Origin of the sequence: Methanococcoides sp. NM1 (genome assembly GCF_900774285.1) — an archaeon.
Taxonomy (GTDB): domain Archaea; phylum Halobacteriota; class Methanosarcinia; order Methanosarcinales; family Methanosarcinaceae; genus Methanococcoides; species Methanococcoides vulcani.
In genome coordinates this window covers 71,305-94,831 of record NZ_CAAGTW010000003.1, presented here as the reverse complement: position 1 = coordinate 94,831, position 23,527 = coordinate 71,305, and the positions used below count along the sequence as shown (strand labels likewise).

Below are 23,527 nucleotides of genomic sequence, written 5' to 3'. Positions count from 1 at the left end.
CACATATAACCGAAGTCTTTGCAATGCATTCATCTAATGTTAGTTCATCAATACAACATTATTTTTCAAAACATATTAATACACATTTAAATACATTAAAGCACAGGTATAATTTGAATTAACTTCAACAATATTTACAAAAATGACCTCAATTAACACAAGAAAATGACAATGAAAAACGAAGATAAGACCTCTGAAAAGATAGAAGTGTTGGAAAAGACTATCAAAGAACTCAGAGACGAACTCGAACTTGTTAACAAAGAAGCTAGGGAAAAAGAAGAGTTCTACAAACTTCATCTTGATAACCTTAATGATGTTATCTTTAGTATCGATAAGGAAGGTAACTTTACATACATAAGCTCGGCTATTGAAAATTTTACCGGCTATGTGCCAGAAGAAGTGATAGGTACAGCTTTTATCAAATACATACACCCTGAAGATCTTTCAGGTCTTCTTGACGATATGGACCTGACCCTTAAAGGAGAACACAAACCCTATATGTTCAGAGTTATTGCAAAATCTGGCAAGATAACACATGTACATACGTCTTCCAAAGGGATTGTCAGGAACGGAGAAGTTATTGGCCTTAATGGGATCATGGTAAATATTGACCAGCTCAAAAAAGTTGAGTTCGAGCTGATGAAAGAAAAGGAAAAAGCACAACATTATCTTAATGTGTCCAATGTGATTTTCGTTGCTCTTGACAGGAACCAAAAGATATCTCTTGTGAACAGGAAAGCTGTAGAGATCCTTGGTTATTCTGAGAAGGAACTACTTGGCAGCAACTGGTTAAACATGTTCATACCTGAGAACATCTATGATAATGTCGAGGGTATGTTCAACACAATTATGTCAGGTGATATCGAACAATTTAAATATTACGACAATCCGATCATCACAAGATCCGGTGAAGAAAGGATAATTTCATGGAATAATTCGATACTTTATGATAATAATGGAAACATCAGTGGTTTACTTGCTTCCGGAATCGATGTTACTGAAAAGAAAGTTGCAGAAAAAGCGCTATTATCTGCAAAACTTGAGGCTGAAACTGCAAATCAGGCAAAGACCATCTTTATTGCAAACATGAGCCATGAACTGCGTACACCCCTTAACTCAGTGATAGGATTCTCTGAAATTCTTCTTGAAAAGAAGTTTGGAGATATTAATGAAAAACAGGAAAAATACATTAACAATATATATACCAGTGGAAGACGCCTTCTTGGTGTTTTTAATTTAATGCTGGAAGTTTCAAATGTCGAGTCCGAAGTGGCTAAACTTGATTATAAAACGATAGAACTAAGAGAGTTGATCGATACACTCAGGAAATATTTTATTACAATTGTTCTGGAAAAAAAGCAAGCACTATCATTTAACATCAACACAGATATTAAATATATTATAGCAGATATCGAAAAGGTGGAACAAAGTCTCATTAATCTCATAGATAATGCCAGTAAGTTTTCAAAAAATGGCAGCCTCATCAAAGTTGATATTCAGAATACTGACAAAGATATAGTCTTCAAAGTATCAGACAAAGGAATCGGCATATCAGAAGAAAATATGGATCAACTCTTCAACCCTTTCACTCAGATCGATCCTTCTTCAACAAGAGCTCATGGAGGAATGGGACTTGGACTTAGTCTTGCAAAAAAATACTCAGAATTGCATGGAGGATCCCTGAATGTTCGCAGTGAACTCAACAAAGGTAGCAGTTTTACCTTTATAATACCCCTAAAACCTGAGATAAACACAACTGATCTATCTGAAAATGATAAAATATAAAAAATGAAAGGATCATTCCTTTGAAACATCGTAGTAGCATCTTTTAGGGGAGTAAACAAGACCCTTTTTCTTCAGTGATGCAATTGTTTTACTAACCAGTTTACTATCAAGACCAGTAGACTCTGCAATGTCACCAGGCCTTAAGGATTTGTCAGAGCTTTCCAGAGCATTTAGTACTGTTGATTCATTTTCAGTTAATGTTTCTTCACTCATGATACAACCTCATATTGATATGAAATGTGTACTATATAAACATTATTTATAGATAAATAGAGTACTGACCAATAAGCAACAGTATTAAATGTCAGCTTAGATAAAAAATTCAAAAATAATTAAAGAAATGGGGAGGAGAACTGTTACAGATTAAAATCTGTAACGTAGTCCCAGGTCATTTTGACCAATATCGAAGTACTTAATTCTGAAGTACAATCTCGATATTGATGTCTTTTGGAACCTGAATCCTCATGAGCTGCCTTAATGCGCGCTCATCAGCTGCAATGTCAATAAGTCTTTTGTGGACACGCATCTCCCAGTGGTCCCATGATGCTGTACCGTCGCCACTAGGGCTCTTCCTTACAGGAACTACCAATTTCTTAGTAGGTAGTGGTACTGGACCGGATATGCTTACTCCAGTGCGGTTTGCGATGGCTTTCACCTGATCACAAACACCATCCAGATTCACAGGACTTGTGCCTGATAATCGTATTCTTGCTTTCTGTGCCATTTTTATCTCCTCTAAAAAGAAAGAGAAGAGTGTTACTGCTTCTGTTTAACACTCATGCACAGACCGGCAGCGATTGTCATACCCATATCACGGATAGCAAATCTGCCGAGCTGTGGAATCTCTTTTACAGGCTCAATGCACATTGGCCTGGTTGGTTTGATTGTAACGATTGCTGCATCTCCAGCCTTGATGAAGGTTGGATTCTCTTCCTTGACCTGACCGGACTTTGGATCCAGCTTCTTGTCGAGGGACATGAGAGTACATGCAGTCTGGGTGGTGTGGCAGTGGAATACAGGTGTGTATCCAACTGTAATAGCGGATGGGTGCTGAAGGACAACGATCTGTCCGGTGAACTCCTCAGCTACCGATGGTGGCTTGTCTGCAGGACCACATACGTCACCTCTACGGACATCGTTCTTTCCGATACCCCTTACGTTCCAACCGATGTTGTCACCAGGTACAGCTTGGTCAGCTTCTTCGTGGTGCATTTCAATTGACTTGACCTCACCAGTTGCGCCACTTGGCATGAATGTGACCTTCTGGCCTTTCTTCATGACACCGGTCTCAACCCTACCTACTGGAACGGTACCGATACCGGAAATAGTGTATGCATCCTGTACTGGAATACGGAGTGGAAGTGTGTCTGGCTTTTCAGGTGTAACAAGAGCGTTAAGAGACTCAAGAATAGATGGACCCTTATACCATGGAGTGTTGGCACTTGGTTCTTTCATGTTGTCGCCTTCGAATGCAGATGTTGGAATAAATGGAATCTCATCTGCCTTGAAACCGACCATACCGAGAAGCTGTGATACTTCCTTCTTGACCTCGTTGTACCTGTCTTCGCTGTAATCTGCAGCATCCATCTTGTTAACAGCAATGATAAGCTGGTTGATACCAAGTGTTCTGGAAAGGAAGACGTGCTCTCTTGTCTGGTCCATTACACCATCAGGTGCTGCGACCACAAGGATAGCTGCATCAGCCTGGGATGCACCGGTGATCATGTTCTTGACAAAGTCTCTGTGGCCTGGACAGTCCACAATGGTGAAATAGTACTTATCGGTATCGAATCTCTTGTGTGCGATATCGATGGTAATACCCCTTTCACGCTCTTCCTTGAGTGTGTCCATAACCCATGCAAATGCGAAGGATTCCTTACCCTTCTCTTTTGCTTCTGCCTTGTATTTCTCGATAAGGTGTGCAGGTACTGCACCGGTCTCGAACATCAATCTACCGACGAGTGTTGATTTCCCGTGGTCAATGTGCCCGATAACTGCTAAGTTCATGTGTGGTTTCTCAGCCATAATACATTCTCCTTTATTATTGATTGTCAGATAGTAATATTTATAATTTTGACCTAAATTGTTGTTTCTACTTTTAAACCTTTCCAACGGATGGAATACTTCATAACAAAAAGATGGATAAAATATCCATCTTACATGCTCATGAAGTCCTGTGCCTGTGGAAGGTCTTTCTTGAGTCCTTTGCGCTCACGGATACCGGAAACGACTTCAGTGATCATGTTGGTTGGAAGTGGTTCAAAGCCTACGAACTCTGTACTCCACATAGCACGACCCTCTGTTGCGGATCTGATATCGCCGGCAAAGCCGAACAATTCGGATACTGGTGCCTTGGATTCGATGATCGTTGTGTCACCCTCTGATGTCATATCAATAATGACACCGCGGCGACCCTGGATCTCCTTTGTAGCTCCACCCATCTGTTCCTGTGGGGTCTGGATGAATACCTTCTGGTATGGCTCAAAGAGCGTATCATCTGCCATGAGCATTGCTGCCTGAATTGCCTGCCTGGATGCAGGAATGACCTGTGCAGGACCTCTGTGGACAGCATCCTCGTGGAGCTTTGCGTCCATGAGCTTTACCTTTACACCCATGCATGGTTCTTTTGAAAGTGGACCGGCCTTCATAACTTCGACGAAACCTTCAAGGACCAGTTCCATTGTCTCGTTCAGGTGCTGGATACCTTTAGTCATATCAAAGTAAGCATTGCTCTCAAAGATGTCTGCGATCCTCTTTGCTTCATCTTTGCCAAGACCTGCTGCCATAAGCTTCTCCCTTCTCTCAAGTTCAGGCATTCTCATGGAGATTTCGCCCTCACGGATAAGCTCACGTACTTCAGGCTCAAGTGGCTCGACAACAACATAGAATCTGTTGTGCCTGTTAGGGGACTTACCTTCAACAGGACCTGCTGTTCCTGTGATGGTCTCACGGTATACCACAATAGGCGGTGTTGTTGAGATCTCTACACCCTTGTCACGCTCGATCCTGTGAGCAATGACCTCAAGGTGAAGTTCACCCATACCTGCCATCAAGTGTTCACCGGTCTCTTCATCGAGTGTGATCTTAAGTGTTGGGTCTTCCTTTGCGACCTGGCGCAGAACCTCAACGAGCTTTGGAAGGTCTTTCATGTGTTTTGCTTCCACAGCTACGGTCACTACAGGCTCACTTGCGTGTCTGATGCTCTCGAATGGAGACATGCCTTCGAGAGTGGTTACAGTAGAACCTACCATAGCGTCCCTAAGACCCGTAACTGCAGCAATGTTACCTGCAGGGATCTCATCCACTTCAAGTCTCTCCGGACCCATGAAAACACCAACCTGCTGGATCCTGTTCTGCTTTGCTGCACCTGATACGTAAACTTCCATACCACGTGAAAGTGAACCACTGAAAAGCCTGCCTGTTGAAACTTCTCCTGCATGTGGGTCCATGGAAATATCAGTTACCATGAATGCAAGATCGCCCTTTGCATCAGCAACAGCCATCTGCTTTCCAATACCAGTCTCAAGATCGCCGTGCCAGATGACACCGACCCTGTCTTCCTGCGCATCGATAGGACTTGGAAGGAAACGGATGACCATGTCATTGACAGCTTCGTGGAGCGGACATTTCTCCCCCAGTGCTTTCATATCTTCAGCACGGCAGTAGTCAAAGACCTCACCAAAGCTGACACCGGTCTTCTGCATCATAGGAACACTGATAGCCCAGTTGTAAAGAGCTGAACCGAATGCTACTGTACCTTCTGCAGCGTCAACCCTCCAGCCTTCGTTGTAACGCTCTTCGTTCATTCCTTTGATAAGCTTGTTGACGTGGTCAATGAGCTTACCGAGCCTGATCTGCATTTCCTGTGCATCGACCTGCAACTCGTTGATAAGACGGTCGACTTTGTTAATGAAAAGTACTGGCCTTACATGCTCTTTCAGTGCCTGTCTCAGAACGGTCTCGGTCTGAGGCATAGTACCTTCCACAGCATCAATAACTACAACAGCACCATCTACTGCACGCATTGCACGTGTAACGTCACCACCAAAATCAACGTGACCTGGTGTGTCGATAAGGTTGATAAGGTACTCTTCACCCTCGTACTCGTGTACCATTGACACGTTTGCGGAGTCGATCGTAATACCTCTTTCCTGTTCCTCTTCATCAGAGTCCATGAACAACTGGCGACCTGCAAGCTCCTTGGAGATCATACCAGCGCCTGCAAGAAGATTATCTGAAAGGGTAGTTTTCCCGTGATCGATGTGAGCGATGATTGCGATGTTCCTGATCATTTCTGGGTTGCTCATCAGCGCTGTTACACGCTCAACCATTTTTTTCCTTCGTCCCATAATAAAACCTACAATTGAATCTTATGAAAAAATAAAGAACAACACGGTTAACGTGCTGCCTTTGCGACTCTTTCCTTTCCGTCCTTCCTGTTAATAGAGAAGCACTTTGCATCACGGTTGGAAGCTGCGATCAGCTCGGATGCAAGGCATTCGGATGCAGAGCGCTTTGATTTGAATGCTGCCTGGTTTGCACCTATTGAGATATGCCTCAATGCAGTGTCAATACGCCTCTGTGGTGCAGTATCTACCGCTTTTGGTACAGAGATACCACCGTATTTGAGTCTTACAACCTCTTCCCTTGGACCAGCGTTAGCAATAGCTTCCACAAGTACCTGAACAGGGTTCTTCTGTGTCCTCTTATTGATCACATCAAAAGCATCGTCCACAATACGCATAGCGATCTGCTTCTTACCGGTGTTCTGCGCATTGCGCATCACATTGTTGACAAGACGTTCAACAATGCATAGATCGGACTTGTTGAACTGCTGTCTTGCGTGCTTACCTGATGTGTGTGGTATGATCACAGGATCAAGATTCACGTATCTCTTAATACCAGCATCATTAACCTCTACCTCTGAAAGGTCCCATTTTCCGAATAACTTATACATGGAATTATCTCCTTGGCTTTTCCTTTCTTCCAATGACCATTTCCCTCAGGCAGACATTGTTAACTGCAATGACCTTAAAGCGCACTCCGGGAATATCACCCATTGCACCACCCATACGGCCACCAATCCTTTCCACGGTCACTTCATCGTGCTCATCAATAAAGTTGATAGCACCGTCACCTGGACAGAATGCTGTTGCCTGACGACCATTCTTGATCAACTGGATCCTTACACATTTCCTGATAGCAGAGTTAGGCTGTTTTGCCTCGACACCTACCTTTTCAAGAACAATTCCACGACCCTGTGGCGCGCCACCGAGCGGGTCAGATTTAACGTTCAGATCTAAAGTACGCCTACTGTAGCGGCTGTCTTTCCACCTGGCATCTTTGCGGACCTGTTGAAGTCTGTGAGCTGCATATTTTCCATTTGGCATATATTATCCTCCCAATAGTGTTCCGTACATAATGAGTTGAAATTATTATCATTGGTGAACGAAAGTTCACTCTAAGATCACATCATCGATATCGTGATGGCGACTAACTACCATTTTTACTTTATCAATGTTACTTCCATTACGTCCGATAGCAAGCCCTTTCTCACTTGCAGATACATCCACATAGGCAACCTTCTTGTCATCTTTATTGGATATCTTGACGGACTTGATAGACACAGTACCGAAAGCATTCTTTATAAATGTAACCGGATCATCCGAGTATTCGATGAGTTCTATGTGTTTATCAACGGATCCTTTGACCCGATTAATGTTGTCTCCACGTTTCCCAATAGCAGCACCCATGTCACCAGTATTCACGACATAGATGACCCTGCCATCATCGATAATACAATCCTTAATTGAAGCGTCGGTCATACTTTCAAACAAGGCAATATGCCTTACACATTCTGTTGAAAGTCTGATCTCGCTCAAATAATACAACTCCTGATCTTAAGCTGCTGCAAGTATATCAGATTCTCCTGCATCCATTATAGCCATTACAGCAATAGTGAATGGCTTACCACATGCAGGACCAAGATCTACACTTGTTCCAGTATAGTTCAGGACCGGCACGTTTGTTGCTTCGATCTGTTCCCTTACTTCTGCAGGACAATTGGATGCAAGAACTACCATCTTTGCCTCGTTCTTGACAGCTGCCTCAATGGTGCGATTTGCCCCTATGATAACAGAGCCTGTCCTGATAACTTTGATCAGTGCTTTATCAACATTAATATCCATTTTACATCAACTCATACATATTGTCAATTTGAGATTTGTATTCTAATAACTGATTCATTATATCTACTTTCTGGTTGTACTTTCTGGTTGTACTTACTGCTCACTAGAATCTTTAAGAAGATTTCTGGCCACCAGATGAACGTCACCTGTACCAAGTTTTATAGGCTGGCCAACAATGATGTTCTCAGTAACACCATTGAGTTCATCAATATCACCGCGCATTCCTGCATCAAGCAAGTGGTTAACAGTAACCTCGAATGCAGCACGGGCGAAGACACTGGCTTTCTCTCCGGAAATACCATGACGACCGATCTGTTTTACTTCACCATCACAGGTCATGATATCTGACACAAGCATTATGTGACGAATATCCACAGTAAGACCCTGCTCACGCAAAGTATCACTTGCTTCTTTTATAATGGAATTACGAGCAGCTTCGATGCCAAATACCTCATAGATCTCACCAATGTTGTTGGTGGAAGTCCTTGTAATATCCACACCTTCAATGTAGAGGACTTCCTTGAGCATGGAACCTTCTGTGTAAAGGGTATATTCCTCACCATCTTTCCTGATAACTACCCTCTTGATACCTTCAATACCTTTGAGAGTAATAGTATGGATCTTCTTGGCAAGCTGAAGCAGTTCCCTGTATGATGGCTCGTTGGGCTGGACAATTATCTGATTGTTCACAGCACTTGAGACCTTAACAGAAACTCCAAGCTCATCCCCGAGCTTCTCTGCAACATCATCCACAGCGATATCCCTCTGAATGAGCATTTTCTCGTTCAGATCAACAACAAGGTTCATGTTGGCAAGATCGGTAGTAACATCTGCAAGATGCGCGATGTGAGTTGCTTCGATCTCCCAGGCAACCTTCCTTGCACGATCCCTGTCAGTTGCATAACCTTCTTTGAGTGCAACTGTCATCATAGGAGTACTTGGCGTCTTTCTTGCATCCACGATCTCGATAAGACGTGGCAGACCCAATGTAACGTTGATCTCAGCAACACCAGCGTAGTGGAAAGTACGCATGGTCATCTGAGTACCCGGTTCACCAATGGACTGAGCAGACACCACACCCACGGCTTCACAAGGTTCAACACATGCATACTCATAATCCGCCATGACGCGTTCGATGATCTCTTCCAGCTCTTTCTTGGTCACACCGACCTTCATTACATCATCCTTGAGAGTCGCAAGTGTGGTCATTGGAAGTGGAAGACCACCTACCATAGAATCAATCGTAGCTTCACTGATGGACATTATGCCACCTCCTTTCCCGTAACAGCCCTGACAACACGGTGTATTGCCTCAGGCTTACTGTAATCACTCTTAGTGGAGTCAATACCATCCTCCCCATATTTGAACTGTACAATGACACCTCTGGTCTCGCGCACAGATCGATCATACTGGACCTCAAGATCCTGAAGTGCATTCACAAGACGCCTCTGCAGGTAACCTGACTGGGAAGTACGTACTGCAGTATCCACAAGACCTTCACGACCTCCGATCGCGTGGAAGAAGTACTCGGTCGGGTTCAGTCCGCTCTTATAGCTTGCTTTGACGAAACCGTGTGCATCTGCAGCGAGGTCACCTTTATAGAAGTGAGGTAATGTCCTTCCGGCATATCCTCTTCTTATACGCTCACCACGAACAGCCTGCTGTCCGACACAAGCGGCCATCTGAGTCAGGTTCAATATAGAACCACGAGCACCAGATCTTGCCATAATAACCGCAGAGTTCTCCAGACCAAGCTGGTTATCGGCGATCCTACCAGTATCATCTCTGGCCTTACCCAACGTCTGCATGATCCTCATTTCAATGGTCTCTGCAAGGGTCCTGCCTGGCAATGGTTCAAGTTCCTTGGCCTCATATGCACTGATAAGTTTAGAGACCTCATCTTCAGCATCCTTGAGCCTTGCTGCGATCTCCACCTTAGCATTCCGAGGAATATCCTCATCACTGATACCGAAGCTCAGCCCTGTGTACATTACACCCCTGATCGCAAGCCTTGTGAAATCATCTACGAACTTGGCACCAGCCGCAGCACCGAATTCCTTTACCACCTTGTCAAGGACAAGACCTTTGAAAGCACCAATGGACTGTTCATCAATGGTACCCTGAAGCAGTTCGCCATCTTCGATAACAACATAAGCATCATATTCACAGTCTGCCTTTTTACAAACGTCACACTTGAAACATACCTGTGCAGGGAACTCCACGTAAAGACCCTTGGGAAGGATCTGACTGAAGATCTGTTTACCGTTCCAGTAGGGATTACCATTTTCAAGATGTCCTGCAGGTTCTGGCAACTCGCGTAGCTCTGACTTGCGGAGAAGTTCCAGAGCATCATTCTTACTGATGAACTTCTCGTTCCTTGTCAAAAGGAACAAACCTGAAATGTGGTCGTGAATACCACCTATGATCGGACCACCAAAACGTGGAGATAGAATGTTCTCCTGTACTTGCATGAGGATGCTTGCCTCTGCACGGGACTCCTCTGTCTGGAGCACGTGCATGTTCATCTCATCACCATCAAAATCAGCATTGTATGGAGGACATACTGCTGGATTGAGCTTAAAGGTCTTGCCAGGAAGTACCTTTATACGGTGTGCCATGATACTCATCTTGTGAAGTGAAGGCTGCCTGTTGAACAGAACAATATCTCCATCCTGCATTTGCCTTTCAACGATCCACCCTGGTTCGAGTTTCTCCAGAAGTTCCTCAGTGTTGATATCTGTTACCCTGATACGGCGACCATCCTCACGGATAACATAGTTCGCACCCGGATGGACCTTCTTCCCACGACGGACATATTCCTTCATGAGCTCGAGGTTCCTTGAGATAACTCTCACCGGGATCGTCATATGCTTTGCAATTTCAAAAGGTACGCCCACCTCATTTATACTAAGGTTGGGGTCCGGGGAAACTACCGTACGTGCAGAGAAGTTAACACGCTTACCAGACAGACTTCCTCTGAAACGTCCTTCTTTACCCTTAAGACGCTGGGTCAGTGTCTTCAGCGGCCTTCCTGACCTGTGCCTTGCAGGTGGTACACCTGAAACTTCATTATCGAAATATGTTGTAACATGATATTGCAACAGTTCCCACAGATCCTCAATGATAAGCTGTGGAGCACCAGCATCCCTGTTCTCCTGGAAACGCTGGTTGATACGGATGATATCTACGAGCTTATGCGTCAGGTCATCCTCACTTCGCTGACCGGACTCAAGTGTAATGGAAGGTCTCACCGTGACCGGAGGAACCGGAAGTACGGTCAGTATCATCCATTCAGGGCGGGCAGTATCAGGGTTCATTCCCATGACACGAATATCGTCATCTGAGATGTTCTCGAACCGGTCACGGATCTCAGTAGGGGTCAGTTTGTGACCATCTTCGATATACTCGCTTGGTTTCTCGAACTTGATATCGAGTTGTGCTTCGCCACAATACGGACAGACCTTTGGCTTTCTTGCCTCTTTGAAAACATCATTGATGATATCATCAGGAAGATGCCCCATGCCTTTACACTTGGAGAGCTGTTCGAGATAATCCCCCTTCTTGCTATCCTCAAGCATCAGAGAACTGCATTTGCAACAAACTGAACGTAAGATCTTACGAATGGTCTTGTTAAATCCCACATGTATCACAGGGGCCACAAGTTCAATGTGACCGAAGTGACCGGGGCATTCTCCGGCGCGGCTTCCACAGCTCTTACATTTGAGACCGGGATCAATAACACCAAGACGCAGGTCCATAAGTCCCATATCGATCGGGTACCCGTCATCATCATAGGTGTCCGCAGTTATGATCGATGTGACACTCATCTTCCTAACTTCACGAGGAGAGATCAGACCGAATTTGATCGCACCGATCCTTTTTGGTATTGAAGGTATCATATTATCCATCTGTATCACCATCACACTGCATCATCAAGTCTAAGTCTTGGAGCAACTCCCAGAGATTTGATCTCATCAAGGAGCAACTTGAAAGCATAGCTCATTTCTACCGGGTGAATATCTGTTTCTGCACCACAGTTCGAACAGTACCTCATATTACGTGTCCTGTCAAAGGTAGCAACCATTCCACAGTGTCCACATACAAGCTCGACCACCTTGTCAGATTCATCAAGCAACCTCTCCTTCAGGGTCATTGCAGCACCGTGTCCGATCAGGACATCTCTTTCCATTTCACCAAACCTCAGACCACCCTCACGAGCACGTCCTTCTGTTGGCTGGCGGGTCAATACCTGTACAGGACCTCTGGACCTGGCGTGTATCTTTGATGCAACCATGTGATGCAGCTTCTGGTAAAGGATCACACCTACGAACACATCGGCCTGGATCTTCTTTCCTGTTACACCATCGGAGAATACTTCCTTTCCGGTATGTGAGAAACCATGCTTCTTCAGACCATCACGGATGTCATCTTCGGTCTCACCTGAGAAAGCAGTTGCGTTGATGCGGCGACCTTCGATAGAACCAACCTTTCCTCCGATCATTTCAAGAACGTGAGCAACGGTCATACGTGAAGGGATCGCGTGTGGATTAATAACAAGATCAGGAACCATACCGGATTCAGTGAATGGCATATCCTGATATGGAACTATCAAACCGATAACTCCTTTCTGACCGTGCCTTGATGCGAATTTGTCACCGATCTCAGGGATCCTCTGATCCCTTATCTTAACCTTTGTAAGACGGGTTCCGTTAATAGATTCTGTAAGGATGACAGTGTCAACGATACCTTTCTCGTTGGAACGCATGGTAATTGCACTTTCTCTGCGCTGCTCAACCGTTATACCGAAATCAGACTGCTCCTCAAGGAACCTTGGAGGACTTGTCTTTCCGATAAGCACAGCATTTGGACCTACGATGGTCTCAGGGTTTACAAGACCGTCAATGTCAAGGTTTGCATATGCTTCTGCACTACGAGCACCTCTGAACTCAGAGTCAGGGATCTCAAACTTGTCTTCCTGACCACCAGGATAGCGGCGTTCTTCTCCCTCGAATGTCCTCAGGAAGTGACTTCTTCCGAGACCTCTCTGAATAGAACCTTTGTTGAAGACAAGTGCATCCTCAATATTGTGACCTTCGTAGGACATAACAGCAACTACGAAGTTCTGCCCTGCAGGGCGGTCATCAAAGTGAATTGACTCACATGTGTGAGTGTGAGTAAGTGCCTTTTGAGGATAGTGAAGAACGTGTGCGCGTGTGTCCGGCCTAAGTTTGATGTTAGAGGTGGAGACACCAATACACTGCTTGATCATCGCTGCACCCATTGTGTTCCTTGGAGAAGCGTTGTGTTCCGGATATGGAACCATACCGGTACAGATACCAAGGATCAGTGAAGGGTCGATCTCAAGGTGAGTGTGATTTGGAGTAAGGTCCTCTTCGTAAAGACCAATGAAAACATTCTCCTCCTCCTCAGCATCCAGATATTCGACACAGCCCTGCTCTACAAGGTCAAGGAAGGATATTTCACCAGCATTCAGTTTCTCTATATGTTCACCTGTCACCAGAGGAACACCGTCTTCTACGACGATAGCCGGCCTTCTGGCACGACCCATGTCCGAACTGATGATAACTTCATGAATGTCCTCGTAAAGAGTTACATTCAACTGACTGGATAGCATGCCATTGCGGCGCTGCTTCCTGATGTCTGCGACCAGTTCTACCGGATTGTTATGTGTTCCGATAAGTTCCCCGTCAAGGAAGACCTTTGCTTCAGTCATTCAGTAACCCCCTCTGGTTTATCATCGCCGATAGGATCAGCGTTCTCATCCATAATATCATGATATTCAACCTCTGGTTTCTCAGTCTTTTCGGGTGCTACATCAAGCTCTTCTGCATAGATCGCATCAACTGAGTGATCAAGCACCTTCTCAGGGACATATAGTTCAACAGGACTAACTCCAACCCCATACATGATGTTCTTGATAGCATCAATGTCTTCAGCGCCTGTGGAGAGTTCGACCATCTGGGCAAAGTTCTTCACAAGACCACAGTTTGGACCTTCAGGAGTCTCTGACGGACAAAGACGACCCCACTGTGTGGGGTGCAGATCACGGGCCTCGAAGTGAGGCTGTGCCCTTGACAATGGTGATATCACACGTCTTAAGTGGGACAGAGTTGAAATGTAGTCTGTACGGTCAAGCAACTGTGAAACACCACTTCTTCCACCTACCCAGTTACCTGTAGCAAGCGGATGCTGCAGACGGTCAGTAAGTACATCTGCACGCACAAGAGTGGCTACGTTCAGTTCCCTGTTCCTCATGTTAGCTCTCTCGAGCTGGTATTTTACATCGCGTGCAAGACGGTTGAATGCTACCCTGAACAGATCTTCCATCAGGTCACCCGTAAGTTTCAACCTCTTGTTAGAATAGTGATCCTTGTCATCGCCGGCTCGCCTTCCAAGGGCAAGCTCGAAGCATGATTCTGCCATCCTTCCAAGGAAGTGGGCTTTTGCGATCCTGTCTGCCGGATCGTTACCAAGGTGCGGGAGCAGATAACGGTCAATGACGTAATTTGCGCGCTTCATCTGGTATTCCCTTGCCTGGCCTGAAGCAACACGACCACCGATCTTCTCGATGGCATCCTCGATTGTGTCCACTTCGGCTTCCTCAAGGTTCTCGAACATGAACTTCATGATCTCCTGGTCGGTAGAAACCACCTTCACAACATCCTCATCGGTCTCAATTCCAAGAGCACGTATCAATGTGATGAAGTTAATACGACCGGATATGGATGGGAAAGAAATTTCCAGCAGGGATTTACGCCCCCTTTCCACAACTACCAGAGCCCTGTAACCTCTCCTCTGAGAGAATACTTTTGCAACCTCGATAGTATCACCGTAACGCTCACCGAACTCGGCAAGTATCTTGTTAGGTGCAAGGTCCTCGAGGGTCATTACAACACGCTCGGTACCATTTACTATGAAATATCCTCCCGGATCGAGCGGATCTTCACCATGCTGTATCATTTCAGCGTCGTTTATACCAACAAGATTACAGATATCCGATTTGATCATTACAGGAAGCTGTCCGACCTTGGCTTCCCTTGGTTCCTGTTCCTCACCATTCTGTACAACAGACATCTCCAGGAAAAGGGGAGCTGAATAAGAAAGATTACGTAATCTTCCTTCATTTGGATACAATTTCTCAATTGCACCGTCAGCTTCCTTAACTACCGGATTTTCCACCCTTATCTTACCAAGCTTTACATAGATATCTTCAAGATCTGTCTCGATTATACCCTGCTCATCAATGATCTTCTGGAGACCAGATCTGGTGAACTTGTTGTAAGAGTCAATGTGATGCTGCACAATCTTGTCCTTTGTGAAATAGGCCTCTGATAGTATGCTTGTATCTAATGCGATGATGGCACCCTCTTTTAGTTAATTGGATATTTAAGAGTAATAAAGCGATTATGATTAGTAGTAGCGTTCAATGGAATGGACGCAGTATTGACTAGACCGACCGTAATATGGAAAATATGCATTATACTGCGGCCAAAAAAAGTACATAAAAAATAAGCGAAATACCTCAAATTTGAAAACCTCGTGTTCACTCCATTACATATCTGTAATACAGTGCTTCACCTGCAGTCTGACTTTTGCGAGTGATCTTAACAACATCACCAGGCATCGCATCGATCTCCTGTGCAATAGGATCCGTTACTTTTATTTTAGGCAACTGCTCCCTCTCTACATTAAAGTGCTTCAGGACAGTCCTTAATTCATCCTCATCCATAATCTCATGATTGGGGATCAAATCGTGGTCAAGCAGGCTGAACTTACTCAAATTTACTCCTCCTTAAAAATATGCAAGCAATTATTCCAGGATTGCTGGCGGGCTCGTAGGGATTTGAACCCTAGGCCGTCTGGTTAAAAGCCAGACGCTCTGCCTGACTAAGCTACGAGCCCATGACGATACATTGTACGAGTGCCACATATTGCAAGCCTCGTACGACGGGTCAACAAGGGAATAATACTATTTAAGTGTTCCCATGGGACTGCCTTTGATTTTTGTAATTGCCCCATAAACAGTTAAGACATATAAAAAATCTATGATTGAATCAATGGTCGGACATACAACGATTCAATACATATATATAATATAATTTATGACTTTTACAAAGTTGCAGGCCTGAATTCAGTAAGCAAAATTCTCCGACACCTTTTTTTGCAATTTAGCAGCTTTGCTCACCAACGAATCCATAAGTTTCTTGTTCTAATCATTATTTTAAAGATTTTAAAACATATGAGCCAAATTCAAAAAAGAAGGGAAAACACTATCATAAAAAAATAATGCAGGACAATTATGTCCCACATTCCCAGCCTTCCAGGTATTCGGTCTGATAGGATTCAAGTTCATCGATCTCTATTCCAAGTGACTTTAATTTCAGCTCGGCAACATGAATATCAAGATCACGAGGAACCGGATGTACACCCGCCTCCAGCTTGTTCTCAGCAATGTACTTAACACACTGCGCCTGGTTTGCAAAGCTCATGTCCATGACCTCTGCAGGATGACCATCGCCTGCTGCAAGGTTCACAAGCCTTCCATCAGCAAGTACGTTTATTCTCCTGCCGGCAACATTGTACTCTTTGATGTTCTTCCTGACGATATTGATAGAACCTGCCATTGCAGTGAGCTCTTCAAGATTGATCTCCACATTGAAGTGACCGGAGTTTGCAAGAATTGCACCATCTTTCATAACTTCAAAATGCTTCCTTGTAAGGACATCTACGTTACCAGTAGTTGTCACAAATATATCACCATACTTTGCAGCCTCTGTCATTGACATTACACGGTGTCCATCCATACGTGCCTCGAGTGCCCTTATAGGATCGATCTCCGTCACAACGACATCTGCACCGAGCCCGGATGCGCGCATTGCTGCACCCTTCCCACACCAGCCATATCCACCAATGACAACGGTCTTTCCTGCAACAAGCAGATTGGTGGTTCTCATGATACCATCCCAGGAAGACTGACCGGTACCATAGCGGTTATCGAAAAGGAACTTGGTCATTGCATCATTGACAGCAATTACCGGCATCTTCAGTGCACCATCCTTTTCCATTGCCTTGAGCCTGTGGATACCAGTGGTGGTCTCCTCACAGCCACCAAGGATCTCAGGAAGCATGTCCTGACGCTCGGTGTGAAGCTTGAAAATCAGATCTGCACCATCATCTATAGTGATATCAGGCTTCATATCAAGCACTTTGTCAATAGCTTCATAATATTCATCGCCGCAACAATCATACTTAGCATAACAATCAATATTATCCCTTGTATTGAGAGCAGCTGAGACATCATCCTGTGTGCTCAGTGGATTGCACCCAGTAATAGCTACCTCTGCACCACCTATTGCAAGGGTCTCAACAAGAGCAGCGGTCTTTGCTTCAACATGAAGAGCCATTGCGACCTTATGCCCTTTAAGAGGCTGCTCGCGCTCAAAGTTCTCCCTGATGATAGATAGCACAGGCATGTGATTACGCACCCAGCCGATCTTCATATCACCGGATTCTATTAGTTCTTTTTCACTCATATTCGAATCTCCAATTTAAAGCGTAATATATAATGTAATGAGAAACAATGTAATGGAACGAATTATCATATCATTTCTTCGCATCCACGCGGGATATCAATTCCTCTGCTGCATCCCGGCCCTCATCGATGACCTTCTGCTCATCCATGCAAATGACCCTGTAATCATCCATAAGCACTTTACCATTTACAATCGTAGTTCTCACATCACTGCTACCAGCCGAGTACACCAGGTGAGAAGGAACATCATATAATGGAGTTAAATGTGCTTTGTTAATGTCAACAATAATAACATCTGCATTATAACCTTTCCTTATCATCCCACTGTTAATATCAAGTGCCTTTGCGCCGTTGACCGTAGCCATCTCAAGCACCTGCCTTGCAGGGAGTGCCATCGGATCCATTGTATCAACTTTCTGGAGCAACGCTGCAGCCTTCATTTCCTCGAACATACCAAGATTATTGTTGGAAGCACAACCATCCGTACCAAGACAGACGTTCGCTCCGCGATCAAGCAACTTCGTAACAGGAGCAATACCAGATGCCAGCTTCATATTACTTACAGGATTATGTGAAATATTGACATTATTGTTGCGCAGAATATCCATGTCACCATCAGAGAGCCACACACAATGTGCAGCAAGGACATCAGGGCCAAAGAAATCAATGCTATCCAGCATATTCACAGAGCACATACCATACTGCTCTTTCATCTGGTTCAGTTCCGCTTCTGTCTCAAGGACATGGATGTGGATCTTCGCATTGTCCACAGTCGCCTGCTCCCTTACCTTCATAAGGAACTCCTTTGAACATGTGTTTGGAGCATGTGGACCATACATGGCGGATATCCTGCCACCTGCTTTCCCGTTCCACTCATTAACGAATGATTTGCCCTTCTTCAGTTCGGTCCTGCCTTTCTCCTCATCCCATAGCTCGATCATGCCATAGGACAGAGCAGCACGAAGGCCTGAACTTTCAACTACTTTTCCAACCTCATCCATGAAGAAGTACATATCTGCAAACGCGATGGTTCCGCTTTTGACCATTTCAAGACATGCAAGACGAGTACCTGCATAAACATCAGAAGCTGTCAGTTCTGCCTCTGCCGGCCAGATATGGTTCTCAAGCCAGTCTGAGAGAGCAAGATCATCAGCGTATCCCCTGAAAAGGGTCATTCCTGCATGGGTGTGAGTGTTCACAAAACCAGGCATCACAACGTTGCCCTGTGCATCTATTACAGTATCAGCCGTCTCTTCTGTATTTTCACATACATCCGTGATCCTGCCATCTTCTATAACGACAACACCATTTTTGATGTCATCAACCGACGGATCCATTGTCAGAATATACCCGTTCTTTATTATGATATCAGCCATTATGATCCCTATACCTGTTATCGGAAGGACGTCTCGTCTTCCAATGCATTAAGATATTGATGCATTATCTTAAGCCTATCCTCTGCGACCTCTCTTGCAGCGGCAGTATTTAATCTATTCATTATTTTAAAAGGTTTCATTTCCATATACTCGGCAAACCCATCCAGAGGATCTTCTGCATATGCATTCTTTGAAGAGGTTTTCTCCACCCCACTTGCATGCTTCAAACATCGCAATGCACCCATGGACATCACTGCCCTGAATATCCCGATAGCACCAAGAGCATCGATACGATCTGCATCCTGCAATATCCGGCCTTCAAGAGATTCCGCTTTATGCCCGCGGCTGAACCTGTGAGTCCTTATGCAGGAAACGACGTGATCGATTGTAGGAGCATCCATACCTTCGCTTAAAAGAAAATCTCGTGCGATCTCTGCACTGTAGTCAGCATGATCGCCACCTTCCCGATGCTCCCTGACAACACCCACATCATGAAGCAAAGCTGCAAGTCTGATGACCCGAAGATCACCACCTTCCTTTGCCTGTATCTTCATACAAGTGGATTCCACACGCTCGATGTGTGACATCTCATGAGAACTTGGCTCATCGGCAAGCACGCCTGCAACAAATTTTCGAGTCCTGTCGATCAGATCCATGAGACACCTCACGTATCTGAAAGTTCTTCAAGCTTTCTTATCATCTGCCGGACTGCATCAGAAAGTGTACGGGAGTTGTCATACTCTCCGACCAATTTGCGTAATTCAGCCTCATCAAGCTCTTTCATCCCATAGGACAGATCGATCATGTTATCCATAGCACGGACCACGTTGTCCACAATGGTCACATTCGCAGTACGGGATGTCCGAGATAGCGGATTCAGGTCGATCGTTATCACACTTTTACCCATATCCACAAGCGCCTGACATCGGTCACCATCTTCAAGCGGGACAAGTACCACATCCGCATTGTAGATACCATCACTATCCACGATCGCCCTGCTGTGATGCAATGCAAGACGTGCATCGGCCTTGCTGCCAAGAACATCCGATGCACCGTGATCTTTAAGATGGTTGATTATCCGGTTGACACGCTCCTCACTCCTATGGAACAGGTTCACCTCAAGAGGGACACCTGTAACTTCAGAGAGCTTTACAAGAGAATCAGGGACGAGTGCAGCAGCATTGCCATTCACCGATAGTACCGGTCGCTCCGCAAGGAGCAGCATGGCAACACCCACCTTCTCTGCCATAAGAGCAGAGTCAGTTGTCTGTTCACCGGTCAGGTAATCGAAACATTCGCCCCGACCCTGTGCGACCAGACCCTGCTGACTCGTGATTCCCAGTTCAACACCTTCGACGATCTTCTCCCTTGTCATAAGGGAAACATATCGAGGGTGATCCTTAGGAATATCACTCATAGATACCACTGATCTTACGTAGTAGCATCAAGAATGATTCCCTGATCGGAAGGCACTATTATAGTCTGCACTTCCTGTCCGTCGAGCATCTGGATGTACTTGTAGTTGATAAGCTTCGGGTTCTTTGCAAGCTCCTGATTAATTAGACGCAGAGCCTCTGCCTCACCCGTTGCCTGAACGATCGTAGCGTTGGCGATACCGTTAGCTTCGATGATCCTCCTTTCAGCTTCGAGCTGCTCTTTCTGTTTCACGAAGATCATCCTCTGGGCATCCTGATCCGCCTGAAGCTTGGATTCAATAGCATCAGCGATCTTTGCTGGAAGTTGGACATTCCTGAGCAGAACCTCTTCAACGATTATACCATCGCCAACGAGAGACTTTTCCATCTCTACCTGCATTTCAGTAGCTACAAGCTCTCTTTGCTCACCATATATGGCCATGGCCGTATGGCCGGAAACAACTTCTCTGATAACGGACTTTATCGTAGGTCTGATGATCTTCTCTGCATAAGCAGTACCAAGTTTTGTATGAACAACGCTTGCATCTTCCGAAACAAGCCTGTACCTGACAGAGATATCAAGCCCTAGCGTCAAGCCCTCATTGGTCAATGCGTTTATCTGGTCATCACCGGAAACTTCACCTTCTGCAGCTTTGGCACTCATTGTATACATCTCGCTTCTGACAGAATACTTGGTGACACTTACCCACGGAGGTACAATATGCAGACCTTCACCAAGCTCATCTTCCTGAACACCGCCGAACTGGCTGAACTTCACACCAACTTCACCAGCACCTATAGATACGAAGATCGATCCAAATAATACTGAAAAGATGATCAGTATCGTTAGAACAATAGCTGCCCCACGAAGAACCACTCCTACCATTGGAGGGATCTTAATTTCAGGCATAGGGGATTCCTTACCCTCTTTGGGATCTTTAATATCCCATTCATCTTCCATTACCATAGTATTTTACTCCTTATTTGATATATGATCTAACTGAATTGAAGACTACATCCTTTTTATTAATATCTCTTTCGTGACATTACGAACGGAAGTATTGATACACTTAAAATTTTACAGGATGTTCATAACACGACGTTACATTATAAGTAGTAACCTCAGCAAAAGTTGAAAGTGCATCGACCACATCCTTTTTTGTCTCTTCGACCGAGCAGGCAAAAACGGTTTCCCCCAACATTGCCTGGGAAGCCATACCACCTGCTGCACCTACTGCCTCGATAGCATCCATTACACGATCGCTTGCAAGACCACATTTTACCGTGAACTGCTTAGAGATCTCCATGAAATTCGTAACTGTGGGACGTGACAGCAAAGAACGCAATGCAGACCTGCCTGCAGAATTGATATCCCTCATCAGTCCATCATCATTTAGCACCGAACCGGTGGAAAGTTCACCAAGTACTATACAATGAACCTCAAAAGATGGTGAAGGTACACGATCGAGAACACCGTAAGGAGGACACCCCGGCACTTTTCTAATAGGGACACCTCCGAAATACTGACCTTCGACATCCCCCATGCCACTGCCGTTGCTCACCTCTGCGATATGAACAGTTTCCACAAGCTGATTGGAAGTCAGGCCCAGTGAAAAGGCATCATTGAGCGCATAAGCAGCACTTAGAGAACCTGCAGCGGATGCACCGAACCCGCAACCGATAGGAATTGATGAGGTGCAATTTACATGAACAGGAAAATCCACCAGTTGTTCTATCAATGAGCAGGTAGTATCTGCTTTAACAGAAACACCATCAAGAAATACCTCAGTGTGTTCCACACCCTTGGTGACAACAGTATCTATGCCTCCATCAATGACAACACCACACCCAGTTGACCCTTTCCTACGTGGATCAGGATCATCATATATCTCGAAAAAACCTGTTATGTGGCCAGGAGCAAAGGCCCTGCCAACAGGACTTTTAATTGACATCGGATTCTCTGTTCCCAAAGATAGCTTCTACATTATCTGCCAGTGTTTCAGCTATCAGCCGCTTATTTCCACTGACATGAGTGATCTCATCATTCCTTGCAGATATTATATGAACGTCATTTTCCACGGTACCCATTCCAGTGAGGCTTACCTCATTTGCAACCACCATATCAAGTTCAGTAGCTCTCAAAGCTTCCTTTGCACGTAAGATAAGTTCATCCTCGGTTATACCGGTCTCTGCCTTGAACCCAACAATGGAAATATCAGGATAAGCATCACGCACTTCCCGTATCAGTTTGCGGGTGCTCCTGAATTTGAGGGTCAGGTCCCCACCTGATTTGATCTTATTGTCCTGAGCATCAAGAGTGTAGTCAGAGATTGCTGCTGCACTTATCAACATATCATATCCATTCTCAAGTTCCCTGAGAGTTGCATCGATCATCTCCCCAGCACTTTCGACCAGGATCTCGTTCAACCCTTCAGAGTCGAGCCTGCCATTATGGACCACTGTGACCTCCGCACCCCTGCGGTAGAATTCCAGAGCGATCTCCCTGCCGGTACGACCTGATGAACGATTGGTGATGACCCTGATAGGATCAATTGCCTCTGCCGTTGCACCACTTGTTATGAGAACTTTTTTCCCTGCAAGTGCACTGCTGCCAAGAGAACGCTCTACTGCAAGTGTTATCTGGCTATTGGATGCGATCTTTGCAATTCCTTCTTCAAGATGCGGACCCACAAAGGAGATATCCCAATCCTGAAGCTTGTTGATATTTTCCATCACAGCAGGATGCTCATACATAGAATTGTGCATTGCAGGAACAACGATCACAGGAGCGCCGGAGCCCATTGCTGTGGTCGCGAACGTCGTAACAGGAGTATCATCTATACCATATGCCATCTTGCCGATAGTATTAGCAGTTGCAGGTGCCACCAGAAGAAGATCTGCACAGCCTTCTGAACCGAAGAACTTCACATGCTCAACTTCACCGGTGATCTCAGTCATAACATCGTGACCGGTGGCGTAATGCAACGCATAAGGATGAAGGATATGTTGCGCCTCTTTGCTCATTACAGCATAAACCTCTGCACCGTTGCGTATAAGTTCACGTGCAAGTTCAACAACACGTACTGCAGCTATACTGCCAGTAACAGCAATAACGATGACCTTTCCGGAAAGGGAAGCACTGCTCTGCCCTTTTATCCACATAGTAGGATGACGTGACATTTTCATCAAATCCACTTTGTGTTCTAATGA

21 protein-coding genes and 1 tRNA gene are annotated in these 23,527 nt (G+C 45.1%); 1 reads left to right on the top strand and 21 read right to left on the bottom strand.

Annotated elements, in window-relative coordinates; translation table 11 throughout:
- Nucleotides 1-165 precede the first annotated feature (165 nt).
- Nucleotides 166-1,785, top strand: a complete 1,620-nt coding sequence (locus tag E7X56_RS03965; protein ID WP_135605073.1) for a PAS domain-containing protein — start codon at nt 166-168, stop codon at nt 1,783-1,785.
- 12 nt (nt 1,786-1,797) lie between these two features.
- Here the strand turns inward: E7X56_RS03965 and E7X56_RS03960 are convergent, their stop codons facing one another.
- From E7X56_RS03960 to coaBC, 21 genes are all read right to left on the bottom strand, one after another.
- Nucleotides 1,798-1,998, bottom strand: coding sequence for a helix-turn-helix domain-containing protein (locus E7X56_RS03960; RefSeq protein ID WP_135605072.1), 201 nt, complete (start codon nt 1,996-1,998; stop codon nt 1,798-1,800).
- 199 nt (nt 1,999-2,197) lie between these two features.
- Nucleotides 2,198-2,509, bottom strand: coding sequence for a 30S ribosomal protein S10 (gene rpsJ / locus E7X56_RS03955; protein ID WP_048195085.1), 312 nt, complete (start codon nt 2,507-2,509; stop codon nt 2,198-2,200).
- A 32-nt stretch (nt 2,510-2,541) separates the two neighbouring features.
- Nucleotides 2,542-3,813, bottom strand: coding sequence for a translation elongation factor EF-1 subunit alpha (tuf, locus tag E7X56_RS03950; RefSeq protein WP_135605347.1), 1,272 nt, complete (start codon nt 3,811-3,813; stop codon nt 2,542-2,544).
- A 128-nt stretch (nt 3,814-3,941) separates the two neighbouring features.
- Complete coding sequence (locus E7X56_RS03945) at nt 3,942-6,134, bottom strand: elongation factor EF-2 (RefSeq protein WP_135605070.1); 2,193 nt, start codon at nt 6,132-6,134, stop codon at nt 3,942-3,944.
- 47 nt (nt 6,135-6,181) lie between these two features.
- Nucleotides 6,182-6,742, bottom strand: a complete 561-nt coding sequence (locus E7X56_RS03940) for a 30S ribosomal protein S7 (protein WP_091688695.1) — start codon at nt 6,740-6,742, stop codon at nt 6,182-6,184.
- A 4-nt stretch (nt 6,743-6,746) separates the two neighbouring features.
- Nucleotides 6,747-7,175, bottom strand: coding sequence for a 30S ribosomal protein S12 (locus tag E7X56_RS03935; RefSeq protein ID WP_135605068.1), 429 nt, complete (start codon nt 7,173-7,175; stop codon nt 6,747-6,749).
- Nucleotides 7,176-7,241: 66 nt separating this feature from the next.
- Nucleotides 7,242-7,667 carry a NusA-like transcription termination signal-binding factor gene (locus E7X56_RS03930; protein WP_135605066.1) on the bottom strand — a complete coding sequence of 142 codons (426 nt, stop codon included), beginning with the start codon at nt 7,665-7,667 and terminating at the stop codon, nt 7,242-7,244.
- An 18-nt stretch (nt 7,668-7,685) separates the two neighbouring features.
- A complete protein-coding gene (locus E7X56_RS03925; protein ID WP_135605064.1) occupies nt 7,686-7,973 on the bottom strand; it encodes a 50S ribosomal protein L30e in 288 nt (95 codons plus the stop codon).
- A gap of 93 nt (nt 7,974-8,066) precedes the next feature.
- A complete protein-coding gene (gene rpoA2 / locus E7X56_RS03920) occupies nt 8,067-9,182 on the bottom strand; it encodes a DNA-directed RNA polymerase subunit A'' (protein WP_371413347.1) in 1,116 nt (371 codons plus the stop codon).
- Between the two features lie 53 nt (nt 9,183-9,235).
- Nucleotides 9,236-11,881, bottom strand: a complete 2,646-nt coding sequence (locus E7X56_RS03915; RefSeq protein WP_135605059.1) for a DNA-directed RNA polymerase subunit A' — start codon at nt 11,879-11,881, stop codon at nt 9,236-9,238.
- An 11-nt stretch (nt 11,882-11,892) separates the two neighbouring features.
- Nucleotides 11,893-13,707 (bottom strand): DNA-directed RNA polymerase subunit B, encoded by a 1,815-nt coding sequence (rpoB, locus tag E7X56_RS03910; RefSeq protein ID WP_135605057.1) that lies wholly within the window; start codon nt 13,705-13,707, stop codon nt 11,893-11,895.
- Entirely contained in the window at nt 13,704-15,296 is a 1,593-nt protein-coding gene (locus E7X56_RS03905; RefSeq protein WP_244603391.1) for a DNA-directed RNA polymerase subunit B'', read from the bottom strand. The genes rpoB and E7X56_RS03905 overlap by 4 nt, the downstream gene beginning before the upstream one ends.
- A gap of 241 nt (nt 15,297-15,537) precedes the next feature.
- Complete coding sequence (locus tag E7X56_RS03900; RefSeq protein ID WP_135605053.1) at nt 15,538-15,774, bottom strand: DNA-directed RNA polymerase subunit H; 237 nt, start codon at nt 15,772-15,774, stop codon at nt 15,538-15,540.
- Between the two features lie 45 nt (nt 15,775-15,819).
- A tRNA-Lys gene (locus E7X56_RS03895) sits at nt 15,820-15,896 on the bottom strand.
- A 395-nt stretch (nt 15,897-16,291) separates the two neighbouring features.
- A complete protein-coding gene (locus E7X56_RS03890; protein ID WP_135605051.1) occupies nt 16,292-17,527 on the bottom strand; it encodes an adenosylhomocysteinase in 1,236 nt (411 codons plus the stop codon).
- Between the two features lie 70 nt (nt 17,528-17,597).
- Nucleotides 17,598-18,902 (bottom strand): amidohydrolase family protein, encoded by a 1,305-nt coding sequence (locus E7X56_RS03885; protein WP_135605049.1) that lies wholly within the window; start codon nt 18,900-18,902, stop codon nt 17,598-17,600.
- A gap of 17 nt (nt 18,903-18,919) precedes the next feature.
- Complete coding sequence (locus E7X56_RS03880) at nt 18,920-19,558, bottom strand: HD domain-containing protein (protein WP_135605047.1); 639 nt, start codon at nt 19,556-19,558, stop codon at nt 18,920-18,922.
- 8 nt (nt 19,559-19,566) lie between these two features.
- A complete protein-coding gene (locus E7X56_RS03875; RefSeq protein ID WP_135605045.1) occupies nt 19,567-20,319 on the bottom strand; it encodes a 4-phosphopantoate--beta-alanine ligase in 753 nt (250 codons plus the stop codon).
- Between the two features lie 14 nt (nt 20,320-20,333).
- Nucleotides 20,334-21,284, bottom strand: coding sequence for a prohibitin family protein (locus tag E7X56_RS03870; RefSeq protein ID WP_135605043.1), 951 nt, complete (start codon nt 21,282-21,284; stop codon nt 20,334-20,336).
- A 103-nt stretch (nt 21,285-21,387) separates the two neighbouring features.
- Complete coding sequence (locus E7X56_RS03865) at nt 21,388-22,269, bottom strand: pantoate kinase (RefSeq protein WP_135605041.1); 882 nt, start codon at nt 22,267-22,269, stop codon at nt 21,388-21,390.
- A complete protein-coding gene (coaBC, locus tag E7X56_RS03860) occupies nt 22,259-23,503 on the bottom strand; it encodes a bifunctional phosphopantothenoylcysteine decarboxylase/phosphopantothenate--cysteine ligase CoaBC (RefSeq protein WP_135605040.1) in 1,245 nt (414 codons plus the stop codon). Before coaBC ends, E7X56_RS03865 begins: the two co-directional genes overlap by 11 nt.
- Nucleotides 23,504-23,527 lie beyond the last annotated feature (24 nt).

Bases quoted from the DNA above. Each gene is read 5' to 3' on its own strand.
- E7X56_RS03870 (WP_135605043.1), bottom strand. From the start codon at position 21,284: ATGGTAATGGAAGATGAATGGGATATTAAAGATCCCAAAGAGGGTAAG.
- rpoB (WP_135605057.1), bottom strand. From the start codon at position 13,707: ATGACTGAAGCAAAGGTCTTCCTTGACGGGGAACTTATCGGAACACAT.
- E7X56_RS03925 (WP_135605064.1), bottom strand. From the start codon at position 7,973: ATGGATATTAATGTTGATAAAGCACTGATCAAAGTTATCAGGACAGGC.
- E7X56_RS03945 (WP_135605070.1), bottom strand. From the start codon at position 6,134: ATGGGACGAAGGAAAAAAATGGTTGAGCGTGTAACAGCGCTGATGAGC.
- rpoA2 (WP_371413347.1), bottom strand. From the start codon at position 9,182: ATGACCACACTTGCGACTCTCAAGGATGATGTAATGAAGGTCGGTGTG.
- rpsJ (WP_048195085.1), bottom strand. From the start codon at position 2,509: ATGGCACAGAAAGCAAGAATACGATTATCAGGCACAAGTCCTGTGAAT.
- E7X56_RS03890 (WP_135605051.1), bottom strand. From the start codon at position 17,527: ATGAGTGAAAAAGAACTAATAGAATCCGGTGATATGAAGATCGGCTGG.
- E7X56_RS03865 (WP_135605041.1), bottom strand. From the start codon at position 22,269: ATGTCAATTAAAAGTCCTGTTGGCAGGGCCTTTGCTCCTGGCCACATA.
- coaBC (WP_135605040.1), bottom strand. From the start codon at position 23,503: ATGAAAATGTCACGTCATCCTACTATGTGGATAAAAGGGCAGAGCAGT.
- E7X56_RS03940 (WP_091688695.1), bottom strand. From the start codon at position 6,742: ATGTATAAGTTATTCGGAAAATGGGACCTTTCAGAGGTAGAGGTTAAT.
- E7X56_RS03965 (WP_135605073.1), top strand. From the start codon at position 166: ATGACAATGAAAAACGAAGATAAGACCTCTGAAAAGATAGAAGTGTTG.
- E7X56_RS03885 (WP_135605049.1), bottom strand. From the start codon at position 18,902: ATGGCTGATATCATAATAAAGAACGGGTATATTCTGACAATGGATCCG.
- E7X56_RS03935 (WP_135605068.1), bottom strand. From the start codon at position 7,175: ATGCCAAATGGAAAATATGCAGCTCACAGACTTCAACAGGTCCGCAAA.
- E7X56_RS03880 (WP_135605047.1), bottom strand. From the start codon at position 19,558: ATGGATCTGATCGACAGGACTCGAAAATTTGTTGCAGGCGTGCTTGCC.
- E7X56_RS03875 (WP_135605045.1), bottom strand. From the start codon at position 20,319: ATGAGTGATATTCCTAAGGATCACCCTCGATATGTTTCCCTTATGACA.
- E7X56_RS03960 (WP_135605072.1), bottom strand. From the start codon at position 1,998: ATGAGTGAAGAAACATTAACTGAAAATGAATCAACAGTACTAAATGCT.
- E7X56_RS03915 (WP_135605059.1), bottom strand. From the start codon at position 11,881: ATGGATAATATGATACCTTCAATACCAAAAAGGATCGGTGCGATCAAA.